Here is a 19,076-nt window from a genome sequence, read left to right on the forward strand (position 1 = left end):
GTGAAAATCCGTTATCGGTGACGGGTAACGGATTTTCTGTTTTGACTAGCTTTGAGCATTAATGACAACTTTAGCAACCGTCCATTGCTGCACACGTTCATGCAAACTCAGCCCAAGTCCAGGTCTATCTGGAACCCACATTTTGCCATCAGCAATACGCAAGCGCTCGTTAAATACGCTCTCTAGCCATTCAAAATGCTCAACCCAAGTTTCCAGTGGATAAGCAGCCGCCAAATGAATATGAATTTCCATGACAAAATGCGGCACCATCATCAATCCTTTGTTTTGAGCTTGAGCCGCCACTTTTAGAAAAGGCGTAATACCACCGATTCTAGGGGCATCATGCATCACTAAGTCAACCGCGTCCTGTTCGATATATCTTTCAACTTCACCTGCACTGGTGAGCATTTCGCCTGTACCAACGGGGGTGATCAAGGCCTCAGCCAGCGCTTTATGGCCTTGCACATCATAGGCATCCAAGGGCTCTTCTATCCATTGTAAATGATAGCATTCAAGTGCTTTGCCCATACGCAGAGCACTGGTGCGATCCCACTGCTGATTCACATCCACCATCAATGGCACGTTATCGCCAAGTTGTTTGCGAATTGCCTCAACCCGAGCAAGATCTTTAGCTTGATCCGGATGACCAACTTTCATTTTTATCCCGCCGATTCCACGCGCTAGCGATTGCGATGCCCGGTCAACAATTTCACCTACCGAAGCTTGCAAATATCCGCCGGAGGTGTTGTAGCAAGGCACGCCTTCACGCCAAGCCCCCAATAATTTAGCTAAAGGCAGATTGGCTCGGCGCGCTTTTAAATCCCACAAAGCCGTATCAAACGCAGCAATTGCTTGAGTAGCTACCCCACTTCGCCCAACTGATGCCGCAGCCCAACATAATTTATTCCAGAGGCGGCCGATATCACTGGGATCTTCCCCCACCAGCAGTGGCGCAACCTCTTTAGCAAGAGCCATCTGAGCGCTAGCGCCCACTCGTAAAGTGTAGGTAAAGCCAAGGCCATAACCGCCCTGCTCGGTGTCTATTTGTGCAACCAGTAACGACACAGCACTCAGCGCTTTTTGTCGCCCGGTTAAAACTTTAGCATCACTCACCGCCGTGGTTAGTGGTACCTCAATGCTAGTTAAAGTGATCTGGCGAATCGCATCCTGAACGTTATTTTTAGTATTTGTGCTCATGGTCAAATTAATCCTTATACAGAGGAAACAATGCTTTACTAGCTTGCGCCCGGGCATTAATACTGTCTAATGCCAACATTGAATCTATTTATTCAGGATTTGTATCAATGCTCAATTTAACTCAGGTGAATTGCTTTGTAGCGGTTGCTCAGGAGCTAAATTTTAGCCGCGCAGCACAGAGTTTAAACATGACGCAGCCACCGCTCACTCGCCAAATACAGATGCTAGAACATCAAATAGGCGTAACATTGCTATCGCGCTCAACACGCTCGGTAAAACTCACCCCTGCAGGAAAAGCATTTTTAGTTGAGGCTCAGCAGCTGCTTGATTTAGCAAGCCAAGCAACACAGAAAGCCCAGCGAATTGCGTGCGGCGAACAAGGACAAGTCACTTTAAGTTTTGTGGCAAGTTCCATCTATCAATATCTGCCAGATTTCGTTAATCAACTTAGCTCATCGCACCCTAATATCTCAGTATATCTTCGCGAAATGACCTCCCATCAACAGCTCAATGCTCTGCGCTTGCATCAGGTCGATTTAGGCGTGGTGCGTAAAATGCCTTTGCCGCAATGGCTGCGTAGCGATGTGTTACTTAAAGAATCGTTTGTGCTAGCGTTACCAGCTAGCCATGAACTTGCAAGTAAGCCATCGCTTAGCTTGGAATCGCTCCAGCAGCAACCTTTTATCAGTTATGATGCGACCAGTTGGCGACCATTTTACGAGATGATCAACGCTCTTCTGGCAAGCAACCATGTTCAACCGCGAACGATTTGCTCGGTGGGCTCAACGGCTGCGATTTTATCGTTGGTCAGCGGTGAAATGGGCCTTGCGATAGTGCCAGAACACAGTGTAAATGCGCACTTTGAGCGAGTTGTCTTTCGGCAATTGCCACAATTACAAACGCTTAGTAACGAACTATTACTGATTTGGGATAGCGACAATGATAATCCGGCGTTAGAGATAACACTCAACACCCTGCGCCATGGCTTTACTCAATCGCCGTTTCATACCAATTAGCATATTTTATCGTCGCTAAATAATCTCATCAGCCAGTCAATAAATTCACTTAAGCGGCGCGGCTGCTGATGTCTTGACTCATATAAAATTGAAAGTGGCATCGGGGCACATTGATAGTCAGGCAAAACTTCGACAAGCTCTCCACTTTTAAGATAATTTGTAACACCCCCACGAGGCAATTGTACAATCCCTAAGCCATTTAAACAGGCAGCCAAATACGCATCGGTAGTGCTCACCGAAATAAGGTAACGAACACTGATACGACGCAACTTATCACTTTCAACATATTCAAAGCCGGTTTTTTGTTGGCGAACATCGGCTGCATATTCAACGATATAATGCTCATTCAACTCATCAAGTGATTGAGCAATACCATAACGCTTGGCATAGCTTGCACTCACACAGTTGACCATCGGCATCAAGCCCAGCGAACGCCCAACTAAATTACTATCATCAAGGGTACCGGCCCTTATCACGCAATCAACCTGCTCTTGAATCGGATCGATTCGATAATCAGCACCGAGCAACTCGATTTGAGTAAGCGGATGCATCTCAAACCATTTATGTAATTGAGGGGCAACAATATTGGAGAAAAATCGGCTAGGCATATCAACTTTGATCACACCGCTTAACTGATTACTCTCCTTTTGGAACTGATTTTCCAGTCCTTCGAGTTCATCAAGTAAACGCTGACACTGCCCTAAAAAACGGCCTCCCGCTTCAGTTAGCGAAACACGCCGAGTGTTACGAAACAACAACCGGGTTTGCAGATGTACCTCAAGCGCGCTAACCGATGCTGAAATTGCCGATTTAGGCACACCAAGTTGCTCAGAGGCCCGAGTGAAACTGCCGGTCTGCGCAACAGCAATAAAACGGCGCATTGATTCAAATTTATCCATAGCTTAATTGTTCGTTTTAAATGAACAGTCCTATCATATTAGACCTATTTTTCTCAAAAGTTAATTACTCTACTCTGGTTACTCTTTCATCAAGCAATGAATTGGGACAGACCATGACAAAATTAGCCCTTATTACTGGCGGTAGCCGCGGATTAGGTCGCGACTCAGCGTTAAAACTTGCCGAAAAAGGCATCGACATTATCTTTACCTACCATAGCAACGAACAAGCAGCCCAAGAAGTTGTCAGTGCCATACAAAGCACCGGGCGCAAAGCATTCGCACTACAATGCGATGTTCGCAATATCAGCTCGCTTGACACATTTAAGCAAACCTTAAGCACCCTTTTAGATAAGCAGTTTGAGGGCCATAAAGTGGATTACCTGTTAAATAATGCGGGAACCGGATTACACGCTGAAATTGAACAAACCAGCGAAGAACAGCTCGATGAGATGCTCAACATTCATGTTAAAGGGCCGTTTTTCTTCACCCAGAAAATTTTGCCGCTCATAGCTGACGGCGGACACATTATTAATATCTCATCAGGTCTGGCCCGTTTTTCGTTTCCAGGATCTGCGGCCTATGCCATGGCGAAAGGTGCTGTTGAAGTAATGACTCGCTATATGGCCAAAGAATTTGCCAACAGAAAGATTCGTGTGAACACATTAGCCCCCGGTGCTATTGCCACTGACTTTCGAGGTGGAGCTATTCGCGACAGCGAGCAAGCCCAATCAATGGTTGCTTCAGTGACGGCACTTAACCGCGTTGGAGAAGCGCAAGATATCGGTAAAGCAGTGACGGCTATGTTTAGTGAAGGATTTGATTGGATTACTGGCCAACGAATCGAAGCATCTGGCGGTATGATCTTATAAACATTGATAATAAAGGCTGCTGAGCATCTCTCTCAGCCTTGGTTTTATCACTACATTTCCCAGTCGTTCCAGATATCATGAACCACTTCAATGTTATTGCCATCGGGGTCAAAGACAAAACAAGCGTAGTAGTTCTCAGTATACTGTGGCCGCGGCCCAGGTTTGCCATTATCACGGCCGCCAGCAGCAATTGCTGCCTCATAAAACTCATGGACTTTATCACGACTAGAGACACGAAACGCAATATGAAAATGAGTGAGCGCTTTATCTTCTTTTGATTGATAGATTTCAAACAACCCTTTACCAATATCAAACGCCCAAAAAGAGCCTTCATCACCAAAAGAAACCTCATAATCAAGCGGCTTAAATGCTTTTTGGTAAAACTGTTTGCTCTTTTCTATATCGCTTACTGCCATCGTTACATGATCGATCATCTTTTACGTCCTATTCGTTCTACAAATATGATTATTATCAAGGTACTCAATTAATCGCTCATATACCAGCGTAACCTCTGACCAAGAAATACTTGTAGTCGGATAATAAAGTTTGTCTAAAGCCAATATAGTTTGATCATTTTTGACGTTTTATGATGATTATGTCTGACTCATTTTTGCCCCAAAACGAGTTAACTCTTTGTCTGTGGTGCAGTCAAACGAAGACTTTCTCGCCTACAAATTTTAATCCATTTCACTCAAATTTTGCCCTTCTTTGAAATGCCTAAAAGCTGAACATGCATACAGTCATATTGAAATTATAACTATTTGTATCCCAACTTCGTGCGCGTTTTTCCAGATGGTGAATTTAGCAAAATGCTGATAAGTTCATTACATACAAATAGTTAACTGTGCGCGTTTTCACTGGCCCAACGAGGTAAACGAGCATGCGCACGAATAAGCTGTTATACAAACGGAGAAAGTTGTGAGTCAGGAAGAATTAAATATTGAACATTTACCACTTCAAAATGAGTTAGTTAAGTCCGCCTGTATATCATTTTCCTCTGAGGACAATGTATTAGCAGCGGTGCTGTTGGGTTCACTTGCTTCTGGCAAAGGTGACCGAATATCTGATGCTGACATTCTCATTTTTACCCAAAATGGGTTCCACAAAATTTCGGACTTATGCTTCTCCAATTTCGAAGCCGGCAAAGAAATTTTCTACTGTCTTGAAGGTTTTCATAATGAAAACGCGTTCTTTAAAAAGTATATTTTCAACGATTTGACCAGTGCGGAGATTCACTGTTTAGACGTAAATGAGCCTTTCAATATATCTAAACCGTTTAAAGTTCTATTCGATAAATCTGGAATCGTAGAGTCGCGTCTAACCGATGAGCCAGCTCCAAAGCACGAAGACTTTCCAGCTTATACCAATGGCGATAAAGGCTTAATATGGGAGCTGTTCGACTGTATAAAATGGTTAAGTCGTGACAATAATGAATTGGCTAAAGCTCACCTTAAAAAGCTAGCTGGCAAGCTGTAACTGTTTGTATAACAAGGCGTTCAAGAGGGACAGTCAACGCATGGCGAGTTTGGCTCAAGTATTGGTATTTGTGTTTACGTTAGTAAATTGAAGTTTGGTGGTAGCGCGTTGCTGCCCCTTAACGCGGCGTTAGCACTCGTAATGGAGAGAAAATATGTCAGATTCATCAGTTGGGGCTGCAAGTGCAACTTACCGGAAAGCTGTTAATGGTATAGCTGAAGCTATAAAAACTGATCCCCGGCACACAAAATATCCGAGTGAAGATTTCCAAGACATGCTTTCATAAATTCCTGAAGCAATGCGTGAGAAAGCTTTGCAATGGTATAAGCGAGGCATTAAGAGGGGCATGAGGGTCGCCACCGATCTAATGGCCGAAGGCGAGATTTATAAAGAAGCAGATATTGTTCACGCTCCTAACAGCATGAAGGTGAAGTCCAAAATTAAAATGTCTGGTGGAGATTGGGAAAAGTACTCTGTCACAGTAAAAGCTAAGGAAATTGGGTTCAAATAAGTGCTAACAAGTCAAAGCACACGGACTTGGTAAAGCTGTCACCTTTTTTGTTCCAAAAAATCCGCCAACTTTACCAAGCGGTGTTTGAGACTGTCCTAATTTCTGTGTAATTGTCTAAGCTTAAGCCTTAAAAGGCTAAGGATAGACATTATGGATAAGAAAGCACTGCGGCAATCACATCGGGTTGTGCAATTAATGCTGCCAAGGCGTCATCAACCAATTGCTTTTGCAATGATAAATGCGATAAGTCGAAGTCCATCATATTCCCTCAATCACAGTCACCATCATACATTACAGTGATATTGTGACAGGGAAAACCAGTTTATTTAAGGCGCTAAATGGGCCGTATGGCGTTTATGATTTTTAATCATTGCGATTAAGCCAAACAATACAAACGCTAATGAAACAACCTGTTGAATGGCTAAAATGGGCTTGTGCTGAATCAGCATTAACGTTCCCATCGATAAATTCATCAACGCAAAACAAAACCAACCATTGATATTGTCTTTGGCTAACAGATAGCCACCTAGTAAAAAGCCGATCATCACACCGATTTCAAACACCTGAGTCAGCGATGAAATGCCATGGTGACAATACAAGCTATATCCACTGCCTAACACGATAAAAAAATAGGTAATGACAGACGTTAACTTGTCATATAAGTGATTCGCAACTCGCCCTTTAATCACCACATATAAGCCAAAGATCATGGCTGGGATCCCGCCAAATTCAATAGAAGCTGCAATCCAATTTTGTTGCCCCACTAAAATGATAACCCATGGCGGTACGCCGAAGATATACACGCCCCAACCTAATATTTTAAGCCGCCGACGAGTTGTTAACGGCTGTGTTTGGGCTATCGAAAAGAGCATTTTATTAACAAGATAAAATACCCCACCCCAAACCTGTAAGAACAAATCCATATGTAACTGCTTAACTGAAAAAAGCCTCAGACAACCGCTTTAATGTATTTATGAAACTCAAACATTTAGGGCGTTCTGGCAAAAAGTGCCCCATGATAAAACCTGATAAGAAAATCGCAAACTGAATCGATCTTATCTAAGAAAAAATAAAGGTTAGTTAGTGACTGTTAAACTTTCGTGGCTGCATTTGTTCTTTTAACGCCAACTGCCATGTTCAAGCTCGACATCACGTTTGGCCTCGGCTAACGCCTTGACTAATTGCTCTTTATTTAAAGCAATACAATAAGCAGGTTTGGCTCTTTCAAATCGCCAACTTTGGCTCAGACTTCCAGCATCAACAATGTCGTAACCGACTTGTTGATAAAGCGCAATGACTCTCTCTTTTGCGCCGTCATCATCACCAGCAACAGGCAATGCTCGTCTCGGTAAATTTGGTTCGAACACCGCATCTTTAACGAGATCGCGGGCTAAAATCGCATTAAACGCTTTGATAACAATCGATTGGTTCAAATGCTTAGCAACTCGCTGTGTCGTTGTCGTCAAATGTTCATCTAATTCAGCAATATGGCCATCTCGTTCAGGATAGTAATTGGTCGCATCCATAATCACTTTTCCCTGTAATGCTTGGGCCGACAACGATTCCAGTTGGTTATAGGGAATAGCCAGCAGAATTAAATCCGCAAATGCAATTGCATCCGCCTGATCACCTATTTGACAACCGGGTATTACATTTAAAAGGCGGCTTAATGAAGCAACCCCGCGCGAATTTGAGAGCATCACATCGAAACCAGCTCTAAGAAATAACTGAGCACAACCACACCCGACTAAACCTGCACCGATCACTGAAATTTTATTCATTTTGTCACTCTCTCGCTCTATCAAAAATATGTGATAAGTTTAATTAATTGAGAATAATGTGATAAATACGCTTTAAATTGTCTTAATCACAATTAAAAGGTGTGAATATGGATAAACTCAAATGCTTGCAAGCGTTTGTTATGACGGTTGAAACTGGAACATTTGCCGCTGCAGCTGAAAAGTTATCACTCTCGCCACAACGTGTCGCTCGAGCTGTGGCCCAACTGGAGCAACAATTAACGTTGCCATTGCTGCGCAGGACCACTCGAGTGCAAACGCTCACCGAATTTGGCCAACGCTATTACGCTCAAGCGCGAGAAATACTCAACCACATAGAGGATGCCGATGCTATTGCGCTTCAGATGAGAAATCGTCCAGAAGGATTATTGCGAGTCAGTGCCCCTGTTTCATTTGGAAATACTATTTTGATGGATTTTATCTGCGAGTTTTTAAACCGCTATCCAGCCATCGAAATAGACCTCAATTTAAGCGATCATCTTGGCAAACTTGAAGATAATGACAGTGATGTAGCCTTTCGAATTGGCAACAAACTCGATCCTGAACGAGTTGCCAAACCGCTCAAGCCATATCAACTAGTCACCTGCGCAGCACCAAAATATTTTACGCAACACAACATCCCAACTCACCCAGAACAGCTAATCGAGCACCAATGTCTGCTTTATCGGTGGTCTTTGCCCAATCAGCAAGATACCTGGACATTTAATCAAGACGGACAAAGATTTGAACAATCCATATTCGCAAGGCTCAGAGTAAATGATAGCCATGCGCTGCTTCGAGCTGCGCTAGCTGGAGAGGGAATCATCATGGCTCCGCGAGTGCTTGTACAAGAATTTCTAATATCCGGGAAATTGCTCACTGTTCTCGATGAATTCACGCCACCACCTCGACAAATGCATCTCATTTATCCAGCTGAGCTTAAGCGTCGAGCCAAAGTTCAGGTTTTTATTGACGCGGCACTAAGAAAATTCACCGATCCAGTAGCTATCTGATGATATAAATGAATTTACAGGATTATCTCGGCACCAATGGTGGTGTAATGAGGCGCCATGATTAAATCAAATACGCATTTTCTAAACAAGGCGATATGCACTATCGCCTTGTTTAGTGCGGCAATCTATTTCTCTTTACCAAATACATTGTTTTCTTGCTCAAGCACGCGCACAAAAGTGGTCCGTTTACTGAGCTCTTTGAGCCGACTTGCGCCAACATAAGTACAGGCAGAACGAACGCCACCTAAGATATCTTGCACGGTATGCTCGACACTGCCGCGCAAAGGCAATTCAACAATTTTACCTTCCGCTGCTCGATAATCAGCCACTCCGCCAGAGTGTTTGGTCATCGCAGCTTGCGAGCTCATGCCATAAAAACGCATAAACTGTTTACCGCCACGCTCGATAACCTCGCCGCCACACTCATTATGAGCGGCCAGCATTCCACCGAGCATGACAAAATCAGCGCCTCCACCAAAGGCTTTGGCAACATCACCAGGACAAGTGCAACCGCCGTCGGCAATAATATGACCACTTAAGCCGTGAGCGGCATCAGCACACTCAATAATCGCAGAGAGCTGCGGATAACCAACCCCTGTTTTAACCCGAGTCGTACAAACACTTCCAGGGCCAATCCCTACTTTGATGATATCTGCGCCGCTAATAATTAACTCTTCAGCCATTTCACCCGTGACGACATTACCCGCGACGATAGTTTTGTCAGGAAATTCATCACGAATTTTCGATACAAATTCCACAAAGTGTTCTGAATAACCATTCGCGACATCAATGCAGATAAACTGGAGTTTATCGCTCAATGCCATAATTTTGCGGGTGTTGGCAAAATCATTCTCACTCGTGCCCGTGCTCACCATCAAATAATGCTGGTAGTCCGCTGGAATTTCACCTAAAAATGCCTGCCATTGTGCAACACTGTAGTGTTTATGAACCGCTGTCATCATCTGATGAGCGGCTAATGCTTTCGCTAAGCCGAAAGTTCCAACAGTGTCCATATTAGCGGCGATGATAGGTACGCCAGACCATTGACACTGAGAATGTTTAAACGTATACTGGCGAGTAACTTCAACCTGAGACCTGCTCTTTAGTGTTGAGCGCTTTGGCCGAATCAAAACGTCCTTGAAGCCCAATTTCAAGTCTGATTCTATGCGCATAGCTTTCCTCTTTATAGTTTCTTACACACAAACCTGAGGAGCATATCGTATTATTGGCCTTTTGAACAGTCCCTAACGGCTGTTTTTTGTATGCCTATTTTTACCTCAGTCCAATTCATTTTATACTTTAAAATCAACGCACTATTTAAAATGAACAGTTTTCATCCAGCCATGCAAGATATTCTGGTAATCCACCGGTAATTGGCACCTGCACAATTTGCGGAACCTCATAAGAATGCAGTGCTAAGATTTTTTGCTGCAGTTGGGGATAACAATCGTTACGCGTTTTTATCCGCAGCATCAATTCAGGCTCATGTTCCACTTGGCCTTTCCAGGTGTAATAACTTTCAATCGGCTGAATTTGTACACACGCCGCTAACTTGGCTTGTAACACACTTTGTGTAATCAACTCTGCATTAGCTTTACTGTCTACTGTCGTTAGAACCATGCAATATTGGCTCATTTAACATTCCTTAATTATTAAGCTTGAACCTTTCTAGTCTGACATAAAACTTGCCTAATAATCCATGTAATAAAAAAGCCGCAGCTTAAATGAACTGCGGCTTTAACATATGCTTGTTACAACTTAAATTGTATGTTTACCCAGAACATCATCAATGATGTTAAGGCCTTGCATTGCTTGTTCTTTACTAATCACACATGGTGGAACGATATGAATGCGATTACCTGCAACAAATGGCAATAAACCACTGCTGACTAAGTCAGTTTTAATCGCGCCCATCTTATCCAATGCTAATGGCGTTTTCGTATCAGGATTACTCACCAACTCTAAGGCCCAGAAAACGCCGCTACCACGAACATCCCCGATTACCGGATATTTCTCAGCAAGTGTTGCAAGCCCTGAAGCTAAAACATCACTGCCAATAGTTGCGGCATTTTCGACGACTTTTTCATCATCCATCGCATCAATTGTGGCAACAATGGCGGCCATTGCTAATGGATGGCCGCTGTAGGTCAGCCCGCCTGGGAAGAAGTGGTCATTATAAAATTCAGCGATAGCCTCTGTTATCATCACCCCACCCGCTGGAACATAACCAGAGTTCACACCTTTAGCGAACGTTACTAAATCTGGCACAACATCGAACTGTTCAAATGCAAACCAGCTTCCGGTCCGGCCAAAACCTGCCATCACTTCATCTAAAATCATGACAATATTAAATTCATCACACAGTTTGCGAACGCCTTTTAAATAATCTTTAGGCGGCGTCAAAATACCCGCAGTTCCTGGGATTGATTCAAGCAATACAGCTGCAATTGCATCAGGACCTTCGAGCTCAATCACTCGGCGCAGATGAGCAAGTGCACGTTCGCATTCTTGTGTTTCATCTTCTGCGCTAAATTCGCTGCGATACAAATATGGCTGAAAAAAGTGAACATGGCCATGCGCGTATTCATTTGGAATACGCCGAGGATCGCCAGTTGCCACAATCGCGCTGCCAGTATTGCCATGGTATGAGCGATATCCAGAAAGAATTTTTGATTTACCAGTGAAAATACGCGCCATACGAATCGCGTTTTCATTCGCATCAGCACCGGCATTGGTAAAGAACACTTTTTTAAAGGCATCAGGGGCATGCGCAATAATACGTTTAGCCGCTTCACCACGAGCCAAGTTTGCTGTAGCAGGGGCAATCATTGATAGCTCCTGCGCCTGTTTTTGCACAGCTTCAATCACTTTTGGATGGCCATAGCCAATATTGACATTGACCAGCTGGCTGGAAAAATCCAAGTACTCTTTGCCCTGATAGTCCCAAAGTTTACACCCTTGCGCTCCAGCAATTACCAGTGGATGCATCTGAGATTGAACAGCCCATGAGTGAAAAACATACTCACGGTCTAGTTGATAAACATAGTCGTTGGTTACTTCCATCATATCTCCCGGTCAATGGGTCAAGCGTTTAAAAACAGCTTAAAAACAAATCCTCGCCCACCATAGAGCCAATTGTTCGATAGTCTTTAGCCAGATGAGCACTCTGGCCCCATTTCTTAATTCATCTGGCTCTTTAAACGAGCCAACAGACTACCTAAAGTCAAATAACAAAGACAGACAGTAACCTTTATTAATAAAGAGGATAAAATGACTCAGGTTGTATTAATTACTGGTGCTACATCAGGATTTGGAATGGCAGCCGCCAAACGTTTTGCAAAAGCTGGCTGGTCGATTGTAATCAGTGGTCGGCGCAAAGAACGCTTAGAACAGCTCGCTGACGAAATCTCAGCTGAAGCAAACGTATTGATCATGCCGTTAGATGTACGAGACAGCGATGCGGTAAAAGAGGCCATAAAATCACTGCCTAAAGAGTTTCTGCCTTTAAATGCGGTGATTAATAATGCTGGGCTGGCACTCAGTCCCAAACCAGCTCAAGAAGTGGATTTAGAAGATTGGCACACTATGATCGATACCAATGTCAAAGGGTTGGTGAACGTTGCCCACGCCACGTTGCCATCGCTCATTGAAGCTGGAGAAGGCGCCACCATGATCAATGTTGGCTCTATCGCTGGCCAATGGCCCTACCCCGGCAGCCACGTCTATGGTGCTAGTAAAGCGTTTGTAAAACAGTTCAGTTATAACTTACGCTGCGATCTGCTCGGTACGGGTGTACGAGTGACTGATTTAGCGCCGGGGATTGCTGAAACTGAGTTTACGCTAGTGCGAACCAAAGGCGACCAGGCAGCATCGGATAAACTCTATCAAGGTACAACGCCTTTGAGTGCCGAAGATATCGCCGAACAGATGTTCTATATCACCACTTTGCCATCTCACATCTGTATTAACCGTGTGGAAGTGATGCCGACCCGCCAAGCTTGGTCTGCATTTGCAATTGATCGCGATTAAGTACCATTTACAAAGCCGCTCATTGCGGCTTTTTATTCTGCTAAATAATCTCCTGCCAGCTTAGCCTCGTCTATCACAGCTCTTTGCACTAATCCTACAAAAATCGATGTGCACTTCTATGCAATTACACAATAGTAAATGAAATATTTTTTTTAAGTATTATAATATGAAAATATTTTTCCGTTTATAGGAGTATTAAAATGAGCTCACAGATTGTACTTCCTCGCATAATGGAAGTCGGCAAAGGCGCTTCATTGAAAGTACCGCAAATCTTACAAGCATTGAATGTACACTCTCCCTTGATTGTCACCGATAAAATGATGGTGAAATTGGGCTATGTTCAAACCTTGGAAGACTCCCTTAAAGAGGCAGGGATCCACGCACAAACTTTTTCTGACACGATTCCAGAACCAACTGCAAGTTCAATTCAAGCCGGTGTGCAAATGGTTCGTGCAGGAGAATTTGACTCTGTTATTGCACTTGGGGGCGGAAGCCCCATAGACAGCGCAAAAGCAATTTCAGTCGTTGGGAAATTTGGAGGAAACATTCGAGATTATAAATTTCCCAAAGATGTGAATGAAGCAGGCTTACCCATTATAGCCATACCTACCACTGCCGGAACGGGTTCAGAAAATACGCGTGTTTCGGTCATCACGGATGATGTAAAAGGTGAAAAAATGATGTGTCAAGGACTTGGACTCATGCCGAGCGCGGCAATTATTGATTATGCACTAACCACTTCACTGCCACCTCGCGTCACTGCTGATTGCGGGCTTGATGCGCTCACCCATGCAATCGAATCGTATGTGAGTCGCAAGAAAAATACCTTTTCATCGCTGCAAGCGCTCAATGCCATGGAGCTGATTGGCAAAAACCTGAAAACAGCTTACCATGAGCCAGATAACGAAGCAGCGCGTGAAGCAATGATGTTAGGAGCATCGCTTGCTGGAATTGCTTTTTCAAATGCATCAGTTGGGTTAGTACATGGAATGAGCCGACCTATCGGAGCCTTTTTCCATGTTCCGCACGGTTTGTCCAATGCAATGTTACTTCCGGCAATTACTCAGTATTCAATTGTGGGTAATGAAAATCGCTATGCTCAATGTGCGATTGCGCTTGGATTTTGTGATGCAAATGACGATGTAAGCCATGCGTGTCAAAAACTTATTGATAATCTACGCTCACTGACTGCAGAGCTTAAAGTTCCCACTCCCAAAGACTATGGCATTAATGAAAAAGAATATATGGCGCTGCTTGCGATTATGGCACAACAGGCGCAAGACTCGGGATCGCCGGCCAATAACCCACGAGTTCCAAGCATTGATGAAATGGTAGAGCTATATAAACAGGTCTGGGATGACCAGCATTAATCGCGTAAATCATAAGTCCCGGCATCTGCTTCGCTCTTGCCGGGCCACAGCAATATTTAACTTCTATTGCTAACCTCGTAGCCCGAATACAACGCAGCGAAATCCGGGATCTCGGCTTTAATCCAAGCTCATCCATTGTCCCGGCATCCGCTTCGCTCTTGCCGGGCTACGGTGATATTTAGCTTATATTTCTAACCTGTAGAGCGGATGTAGCGCAGCGAAATCCGGGATCTTCGACTTAAAACCAAGCTCATCGATTGCCCCGGCATCCGCTTCGCTCCTGCCGGGCTACATTGATATTTAACGTCTAGTTCTAACCTCGTAGCCCGGATGCAGCGCAGCGAAATCCGGGATTTTCTACAGCAATATTTAACTTCTATCTCTAACTTCGTAGCCCGGATGCAGCGCAGCGGAATCCGGGGATTTTCTACAGCAATATTTAACTTCTATCTCTAACCTCGTAGCCCAGATGCAGCGCAGCGAAATCCGGGGATCTCGACTTAAATCCAAACTCATCCACTGCGCCGGCATCCGCTTCGCTCTTGCCGAGCTACATTGATATTTAGCTTCTATCTCTAACCTCGTAGCCCGGATGTAGCGAAGCGAAATTCGGGATATTTAACTTCTATTTCTAACTTGTAGAGCGGATGGAGCGTAGCGAAATCCGGGAATCTTAATTCAAACAAAGCACCAAACCAGATACGAAAAAGCCATCCCGATGGATGGCTTTACCTGTCACTTTACAAACGGCTAATCGGCAGAGCAACTCATATTTCAATCACTTATTTAGCGAATTTTAGTTAAAACATTACACTAACGAGTCCAGACATGGTGAAGTGTTTCTAACATTTTGCCTTTAAAATTACTTAGCATGATGAATAGTGCCGCCATCGTGTTTATGCGATAAATGATCGATGTGATCCGAAAGCAACTGTTCGATATTTTCTAGATTTACGCCTTTAGTTTCAGGTACATAGCGGGTTAAGAAGAATAAGCAGAAGAGATTCAATGCCGCAAAAATCCACATAGAGAAGGCACCATTAAAATGCTCCTGCAACACTGGAATATCGTTAATCATCGGGAAGAACTGAGCAACTAAAAAGTTCACAATCCACATTAACATGACCGCCAGTCCCATTGAGAAGCCTTTGATACGAGCCGGGAATATTTCTGAAATGAGTACCCAGCATCCAGCGCCCCAACTAATCGCAAACATCACCATAAATAGCAGCGCACCAAAAATTGCGATATAGCCTGTTGAATGAGTGTACATGCTATAAGAGATAATCAACAATGAGACAACCGAACCGAGCGTACCAAATTGCATCACCGGACGACGACCAAAGCGGTCAAACAAGTTCATCCCAGCAAAAGCACCGATAGCATTGAGCAAGCCAATAAAGATAGTTTGGAACAAAATGACCTCTTTAGAGGCATTGCCTGTTTGCAAAATCACTGGTGCGTAATACATCACAATAGATGCGCCAGTGAGCTGCTGCAGTGCTGCAATAGAACAGCCGACAATCAGTCCATAGCGTAAAACAGGTGTTTTTAAAATAAAGGCCAAGCTACTAATCGTTTGATTACCTTCTGCTTTTTCTTTATTTATACGGGCTGTGAATAATTCTCTTGCTTCTGTCTGATTAATATTTGGATAGATTTTTGTAAGTACTTTAAGCGCCAATTCAGTACGCCCTTTTTTCAAGCAGAATTCAGGAGTTTCAGGCAAAATCAGAGTTCCGAACAGCATCAGTACAACGGGGACAAATTGCACGCCCATCATCCAACGCCAGCCAATATCAGTCAGCCAACTATCAGCCATACCGCGGGCAATTAAAAAGTTAATCAAAAAGATGGCCGTTTGTGCCCCAACCAAAGACAGGTTCCAAATGCCTGATGATTTACCACGAATATCCGATGGCGCAATTTCCCCCATATACATCGGGGCAACCGTACTGGTAAACCCAATTGCAAGGCCTGCGATAATTCGCGCAATCGAAAAGAGCGTAAATGTCGTCGCAAAGGTTGAACCAATAGTGGATAAAATAAACCCAACCGTTGCAATCAACAGCGTATTTTTACGGCCTATTTTATCGGCGAGTTTCCCAGCGATCAGCGCGCCAAAAATACAACCTAAAAAGATACTCGAAACGAGCCACCCGGTTTCAGTGGAGTTAAGCGTGAAGTAAGCCTTGATAAAGTCCAATGCTCCGGCAATAACCCCGGTTGAAAAACCAAACATTACACCGCCAAGTGCCGCGACTCCACAAAGCCAATAGACGTAAATGGAGTTGTATCGTGTGCGATCCATAAATTACTCCTCAATAGTGCGATACAGATTTGTTGATAAAAGCTGGTGCATATGCCACAGGCTATAGAAATGACATTGAGACAGACGTCTGATAAAAGCTCAGTAACGGTATCGGGCGATTTACCAATTGCTCTTATCACTGAATAAATGCACAAGGCCACTCTCAAGTTGTGTAAATAACACCCGTATTTCATATCGGATTATGAAATATATATTTTATATTAATAAATAGAGAATATTTGTTTTGCTATGAATGTCACATTATGGTGGCTTAAAAGTAAATTTAGGTAAGTTTTGAGAGATGTATCAACTCTGTTAAAAATGTAATTAAAAAACAACATGTTTAATCCTTTCGAATGAGAAAGTTATTCCTTCAACTCAACAACACAACAGCATGATTTAATTTAACTTATTTAAAAATAAGAGCTTTATCACACTTCTAAATGATTATTAACAAAATAGATAATAAAAGAATATTCAAGTTAATTTTAAGGACTGGAAATTTATCCATACAAATAAAATTGTGACTTGGCTCGGTTATTTCAATGAAACACCTAGATCAAACAAATAATCGATATTATGTTTTTATGAAATTTAATTTCCAAAAATGGTGAAGATGATGCAAATTCCATCAATTGATGAAGTTCTCCAACAAGAAGCACAGGCTCGTTTCGAACATTTCGATTTCTCCAGTGCCTGGGAAATCGGCAGTACTATTCGTGAAAAATCGGTGAGTGAAAGTTATCCAGTCTCTATCGAAGTCTATGCATTTGGTCAGACCTTATTTCTATCTGCACTGGAAGGATCAGCCAGAGAAAACGTTGAGTGGATGGCTCGCAAACGTAATACAGTACTGCTCACCTCGCACTCATCTTTATACGTTGGTCTGCAATATGAAAAACAAGGTCTAAAAATGGAGCAACTGCCTTACATCGATTCATTTAATTACACCGACAACGGAGGCAGTTTTCCTCTGTTAACGAAAAACGGTTCAATTTTAGGAGCAGTTACTGTCAGCGGCCTACTTTCGCATGAAGACCATGCGTTGGGATTATGGGCAATCAATCAGTACCTAAGTAAACGCCAATAGCATCTCGTGGCATGTGCAAATAAAAGGTACCTCTATGAAAACGCAAATAACAACAAAATATAATGTCATTTATGTCATGGCGATTAGCGCTGTAGCTGCAATAGGCGGGCTTTTATTCGGTTTTGACTCTTCGGTAATTTCCGGAGTGATCGAACCAATGGGCCATCATTATCAGTTAACACCATCGCAAACTGGTTGGGCCGTCTCAAACGTGGTCATCGGATGTGTGATAGGATGTCTAAGTGCTGGATATTTAAGCGATAAATTTGGACGCAAACGTGCTTTAGTCGTTACTGCGGCCCTGTTTATTGTCTCGATTCTCGGCACTGCTTGGACCAACAGCTTTGAAGCATTTGTGTGGTTTCGAATTTTAGGCGGATTTGCCATCGGCACCGCATCAGTCATTTCACCGGTGTATATTGCCGAAGTAGCTCCGCGTAAGATGCGTGGCACAGCTATCACAATGCATATGATCTGTTGCGTTGGTGGGCAAATGGTTGTTCTGATAACCAATTATCTAATCGCCAAAGAGATGAGCGACATTCAACTCGATGCGGTGGGTTGGCGTTGGATGCTCTCATCAGCATTAGTGCCATGTGTATTGTTTTTCATCCTGGTTGGGTTTATTCCAGAAACACCTCGTTGGAATATTCTCAATGGCCGCGATGACAAAGCACTTAAAACACTCACTAAAATTTCTAACGCAACACACGCTGAACAAGTGTTTAAAGAAATTAAAGACAATTTTGCGCTAGAAGCTAAAGCTGCGTTAGCAAGCCACTCTCATCGACAAGGTAAGTTTGGTAAAAACTCTTGGATATTCATAAGCATCGGGATTGGCTTGGCTTTGTTTAACATCTTGACAGGCATTAACGTTGTCCAATATTTTGGACCAACTCTTATGCTAAATATCACTAGCAGTTTGAAAGAAGCCATGTTTATGACCATCTTTTTGGCTGCTTTACAATTTTGTGGAGTCATCGTCGGTATGAGCCTGATTGACAAAGTTGGCCGCACTATCTTGCTAAAATTTGGGTCGTTCTTTGCCTTTATCTTCTTGCTGTATACCTTCGTCGCGTTCTATTACAAATTCCCTGGATGGTGGTCAGTTATCGGGTTATTTGGATTTATGTTTACCTTCGGTGTGAGCTGGGCTCAGGTAGTCTGGACTGTCATTGGGGAAATATTTCCAACTCGCCTGCGCGCCATTGGTACAGGGATCTCGATTAGCGCCATGTGGGCAGGCAGCTTTTTAACCACCCAAACATTCCCACTGATGAATAAAAGTCAGTATCTCGTGGATAAATTCCACGGTGGATTGCCACTACTTATCTTCGCAGTCTGCACATTAATCTCACTAGTTTTTGTTAAAAAATGCGTTCCAGAAACCAAAGGAATCGCGTTAGAAAAAATGGAAAAAGTCGTTCTGTCAAAATTTAACAGAAAGGCAGTCACGGACGAAGTTTATCTACCCAATGAAGCTGAAGAAGCAAAATGAGTCACTAATTAAGGAGAAC

General features: G+C 43.3%; 19 protein-coding genes. 10 read left to right on the forward strand and 9 right to left on the reverse strand.

Annotated features, from left to right (window positions below):
- Positions 1-45: 45 nt before the first annotated feature.
- A complete protein-coding gene (locus tag ABTQ23_RS14940) occupies positions 46-1,197 on the reverse strand; it encodes an L-talarate/galactarate dehydratase (protein ID WP_408616549.1) in 1,152 nt (383 codons plus the stop codon).
- A gap of 107 nt (positions 1,198-1,304) precedes the next feature.
- Between ABTQ23_RS14940 and ABTQ23_RS14945 the strand changes: the two genes are divergently transcribed.
- Positions 1,305-2,213 carry a LysR family transcriptional regulator gene (locus ABTQ23_RS14945; RefSeq protein WP_408616550.1) on the forward strand — a complete coding sequence of 303 codons (909 nt, stop codon included), beginning with the start codon at positions 1,305-1,307 and terminating at the stop codon, positions 2,211-2,213.
- Here the strand turns inward: ABTQ23_RS14945 and ABTQ23_RS14950 are convergent.
- A complete protein-coding gene (locus ABTQ23_RS14950) occupies positions 2,210-3,112 on the reverse strand; it encodes a LysR family transcriptional regulator (RefSeq protein ID WP_408616551.1) in 903 nt (300 codons plus the stop codon). The two genes, ABTQ23_RS14945 and ABTQ23_RS14950, sit on opposite strands and share 4 nt — an antisense overlap.
- A 113-nt stretch (positions 3,113-3,225) precedes the next feature.
- Between ABTQ23_RS14950 and ABTQ23_RS14955 the strand changes: the two genes are divergently transcribed.
- Positions 3,226-3,981, forward strand: coding sequence for an SDR family NAD(P)-dependent oxidoreductase (locus ABTQ23_RS14955; RefSeq protein ID WP_408616552.1), 756 nt, complete (start codon positions 3,226-3,228; stop codon positions 3,979-3,981).
- Positions 3,982-4,031: 50 nt separating this feature from the next.
- Here the strand turns inward: ABTQ23_RS14955 and ABTQ23_RS14960 are convergent, their stop codons facing one another.
- A complete protein-coding gene (locus tag ABTQ23_RS14960) occupies positions 4,032-4,415 on the reverse strand; it encodes a VOC family protein (protein ID WP_408616553.1) in 384 nt (127 codons plus the stop codon).
- Positions 4,416-4,899: 484 nt separating this feature from the next.
- Between ABTQ23_RS14960 and ABTQ23_RS14965 the strand changes: the two genes are divergently transcribed.
- The 3 genes from ABTQ23_RS14965 (at position 4,900) to ABTQ23_RS14975 (ending at position 5,968) form a co-directional block, all read left to right on the forward strand.
- On the forward strand, positions 4,900-5,457 hold the full coding sequence (locus tag ABTQ23_RS14965; protein WP_408616554.1) for a nucleotidyltransferase domain-containing protein: 558 nt from the start codon (positions 4,900-4,902) through the stop codon (positions 5,455-5,457).
- 154 nt (positions 5,458-5,611) lie between these two features.
- Positions 5,612-5,743 carry a hypothetical protein gene (locus ABTQ23_RS14970; RefSeq protein ID WP_408616555.1) on the forward strand — a complete coding sequence of 44 codons (132 nt, stop codon included), beginning with the start codon at positions 5,612-5,614 and terminating at the stop codon, positions 5,741-5,743.
- Positions 5,744-5,755: 12 nt separating this feature from the next.
- Complete coding sequence (locus ABTQ23_RS14975) at positions 5,756-5,968, forward strand: hypothetical protein (protein WP_408616556.1); 213 nt, start codon at positions 5,756-5,758, stop codon at positions 5,966-5,968.
- 326 nt (positions 5,969-6,294) lie between these two features.
- On the opposite strand, the gene ABTQ23_RS14980 is transcribed toward ABTQ23_RS14975, so the two are convergent.
- Both ABTQ23_RS14980 and ABTQ23_RS14985 read right to left on the reverse strand, forming a co-directional pair.
- Positions 6,295-6,891: a hypothetical protein gene (locus ABTQ23_RS14980; protein ID WP_408616557.1), complete on the reverse strand. Its 597-nt coding sequence runs from the start codon at positions 6,889-6,891 to the stop codon at positions 6,295-6,297.
- 195 nt (positions 6,892-7,086) lie between these two features.
- Positions 7,087-7,749, reverse strand: coding sequence for an NADPH-dependent F420 reductase (locus tag ABTQ23_RS14985; protein WP_408616558.1), 663 nt, complete (start codon positions 7,747-7,749; stop codon positions 7,087-7,089).
- Positions 7,750-7,856: 107 nt separating this feature from the next.
- Between ABTQ23_RS14985 and ABTQ23_RS14990 the strand changes: the two genes are divergently transcribed.
- Positions 7,857-8,759, forward strand: a complete 903-nt coding sequence (locus ABTQ23_RS14990; RefSeq protein WP_408616559.1) for a LysR family transcriptional regulator — start codon at positions 7,857-7,859, stop codon at positions 8,757-8,759.
- A gap of 125 nt (positions 8,760-8,884) precedes the next feature.
- On the opposite strand, the gene ABTQ23_RS14995 is transcribed toward ABTQ23_RS14990, so the two are convergent.
- The 3 genes from ABTQ23_RS14995 to ABTQ23_RS15005 form a co-directional block, all read right to left on the reverse strand.
- Positions 8,885-9,931, reverse strand: a complete 1,047-nt coding sequence (locus ABTQ23_RS14995; RefSeq protein WP_408616560.1) for a GMP reductase — start codon at positions 9,929-9,931, stop codon at positions 8,885-8,887.
- 145 nt (positions 9,932-10,076) lie between these two features.
- A complete protein-coding gene (cutA, locus tag ABTQ23_RS15000) occupies positions 10,077-10,394 on the reverse strand; it encodes a divalent-cation tolerance protein CutA (RefSeq protein ID WP_408616561.1) in 318 nt (105 codons plus the stop codon).
- 123 nt (positions 10,395-10,517) lie between these two features.
- Positions 10,518-11,822, reverse strand: coding sequence for an aspartate aminotransferase family protein (locus ABTQ23_RS15005; RefSeq protein WP_408616645.1), 1,305 nt, complete (start codon positions 11,820-11,822; stop codon positions 10,518-10,520).
- 207 nt (positions 11,823-12,029) lie between these two features.
- Between ABTQ23_RS15005 and ABTQ23_RS15010 the strand changes: the two genes are divergently transcribed.
- Together ABTQ23_RS15010 and ABTQ23_RS15015 are read left to right on the forward strand one after the other, a co-directional pair.
- Entirely contained in the window at positions 12,030-12,788 is a 759-nt protein-coding gene (locus ABTQ23_RS15010) for an SDR family NAD(P)-dependent oxidoreductase (protein WP_408616562.1), read from the forward strand.
- A 200-nt stretch (positions 12,789-12,988) separates the two neighbouring features.
- Positions 12,989-14,158, forward strand: a complete 1,170-nt coding sequence (locus ABTQ23_RS15015) for an iron-containing alcohol dehydrogenase (protein WP_408616563.1) — start codon at positions 12,989-12,991, stop codon at positions 14,156-14,158.
- 862 nt (positions 14,159-15,020) lie between these two features.
- Here the strand turns inward: ABTQ23_RS15015 and ABTQ23_RS15020 are convergent.
- Positions 15,021-16,469, reverse strand: coding sequence for a sugar porter family MFS transporter (locus tag ABTQ23_RS15020; protein ID WP_408616564.1), 1,449 nt, complete (start codon positions 16,467-16,469; stop codon positions 15,021-15,023).
- Between the two features lie 616 nt (positions 16,470-17,085).
- Here ABTQ23_RS15020 and ABTQ23_RS15025 point away from each other — a divergent pair.
- Positions 17,086-17,559, forward strand: coding sequence for a heme-degrading domain-containing protein (locus ABTQ23_RS15025; protein ID WP_408616565.1), 474 nt, complete (start codon positions 17,086-17,088; stop codon positions 17,557-17,559).
- A gap of 34 nt (positions 17,560-17,593) precedes the next feature.
- A complete protein-coding gene (locus ABTQ23_RS15030; RefSeq protein WP_408616566.1) occupies positions 17,594-19,057 on the forward strand; it encodes a sugar porter family MFS transporter in 1,464 nt (487 codons plus the stop codon).
- Positions 19,058-19,076 lie beyond the last annotated feature (19 nt).

This window comes from Celerinatantimonas sediminis (assembly GCF_046054195.1).
GTDB lineage: Bacteria > Pseudomonadota > Gammaproteobacteria > Enterobacterales > Celerinatantimonadaceae > Celerinatantimonas.

Excerpts from the sequence above, each read along its gene's own strand:
- ABTQ23_RS14940 (WP_408616549.1), bottom strand. The coding sequence starts at position 1,197 with ATGAGCACAAATACTAAAAATAACGTTCAGGATGCGATTCGCCAGATC.
- cutA (WP_408616561.1), bottom strand. The coding sequence starts at position 10,394 with ATGAGCCAATATTGCATGGTTCTAACGACAGTAGACAGTAAAGCTAAT.
- ABTQ23_RS15005 (WP_408616645.1), bottom strand. The coding sequence starts at position 11,822 with ATGGAAGTAACCAACGACTATGTTTATCAACTAGACCGTGAGTATGTT.
- ABTQ23_RS14970 (WP_408616555.1), top strand. The coding sequence starts at position 5,612 with ATGTCAGATTCATCAGTTGGGGCTGCAAGTGCAACTTACCGGAAAGCT.
- ABTQ23_RS14990 (WP_408616559.1), top strand. The coding sequence starts at position 7,857 with ATGGATAAACTCAAATGCTTGCAAGCGTTTGTTATGACGGTTGAAACT.
- ABTQ23_RS15020 (WP_408616564.1), bottom strand. The coding sequence starts at position 16,469 with ATGGATCGCACACGATACAACTCCATTTACGTCTATTGGCTTTGTGGA.
- ABTQ23_RS14980 (WP_408616557.1), bottom strand. The coding sequence starts at position 6,891 with ATGGATTTGTTCTTACAGGTTTGGGGTGGGGTATTTTATCTTGTTAAT.
- ABTQ23_RS14960 (WP_408616553.1), bottom strand. The coding sequence starts at position 4,415 with ATGATCGATCATGTAACGATGGCAGTAAGCGATATAGAAAAGAGCAAA.
- ABTQ23_RS14995 (WP_408616560.1), bottom strand. The coding sequence starts at position 9,931 with ATGCGCATAGAATCAGACTTGAAATTGGGCTTCAAGGACGTTTTGATT.
- ABTQ23_RS15025 (WP_408616565.1), top strand. The coding sequence starts at position 17,086 with ATGATGCAAATTCCATCAATTGATGAAGTTCTCCAACAAGAAGCACAG.
- ABTQ23_RS14945 (WP_408616550.1), top strand. The coding sequence starts at position 1,305 with ATGCTCAATTTAACTCAGGTGAATTGCTTTGTAGCGGTTGCTCAGGAG.
- ABTQ23_RS14985 (WP_408616558.1), bottom strand. The coding sequence starts at position 7,749 with ATGAATAAAATTTCAGTGATCGGTGCAGGTTTAGTCGGGTGTGGTTGT.
- ABTQ23_RS15010 (WP_408616562.1), top strand. The coding sequence starts at position 12,030 with ATGACTCAGGTTGTATTAATTACTGGTGCTACATCAGGATTTGGAATG.
- ABTQ23_RS15015 (WP_408616563.1), top strand. The coding sequence starts at position 12,989 with ATGAGCTCACAGATTGTACTTCCTCGCATAATGGAAGTCGGCAAAGGC.
- ABTQ23_RS14950 (WP_408616551.1), bottom strand. The coding sequence starts at position 3,112 with ATGGATAAATTTGAATCAATGCGCCGTTTTATTGCTGTTGCGCAGACC.
- ABTQ23_RS14975 (WP_408616556.1), top strand. The coding sequence starts at position 5,756 with ATGCGTGAGAAAGCTTTGCAATGGTATAAGCGAGGCATTAAGAGGGGC.
- ABTQ23_RS14955 (WP_408616552.1), top strand. The coding sequence starts at position 3,226 with ATGACAAAATTAGCCCTTATTACTGGCGGTAGCCGCGGATTAGGTCGC.
- ABTQ23_RS15030 (WP_408616566.1), top strand. The coding sequence starts at position 17,594 with ATGAAAACGCAAATAACAACAAAATATAATGTCATTTATGTCATGGCG.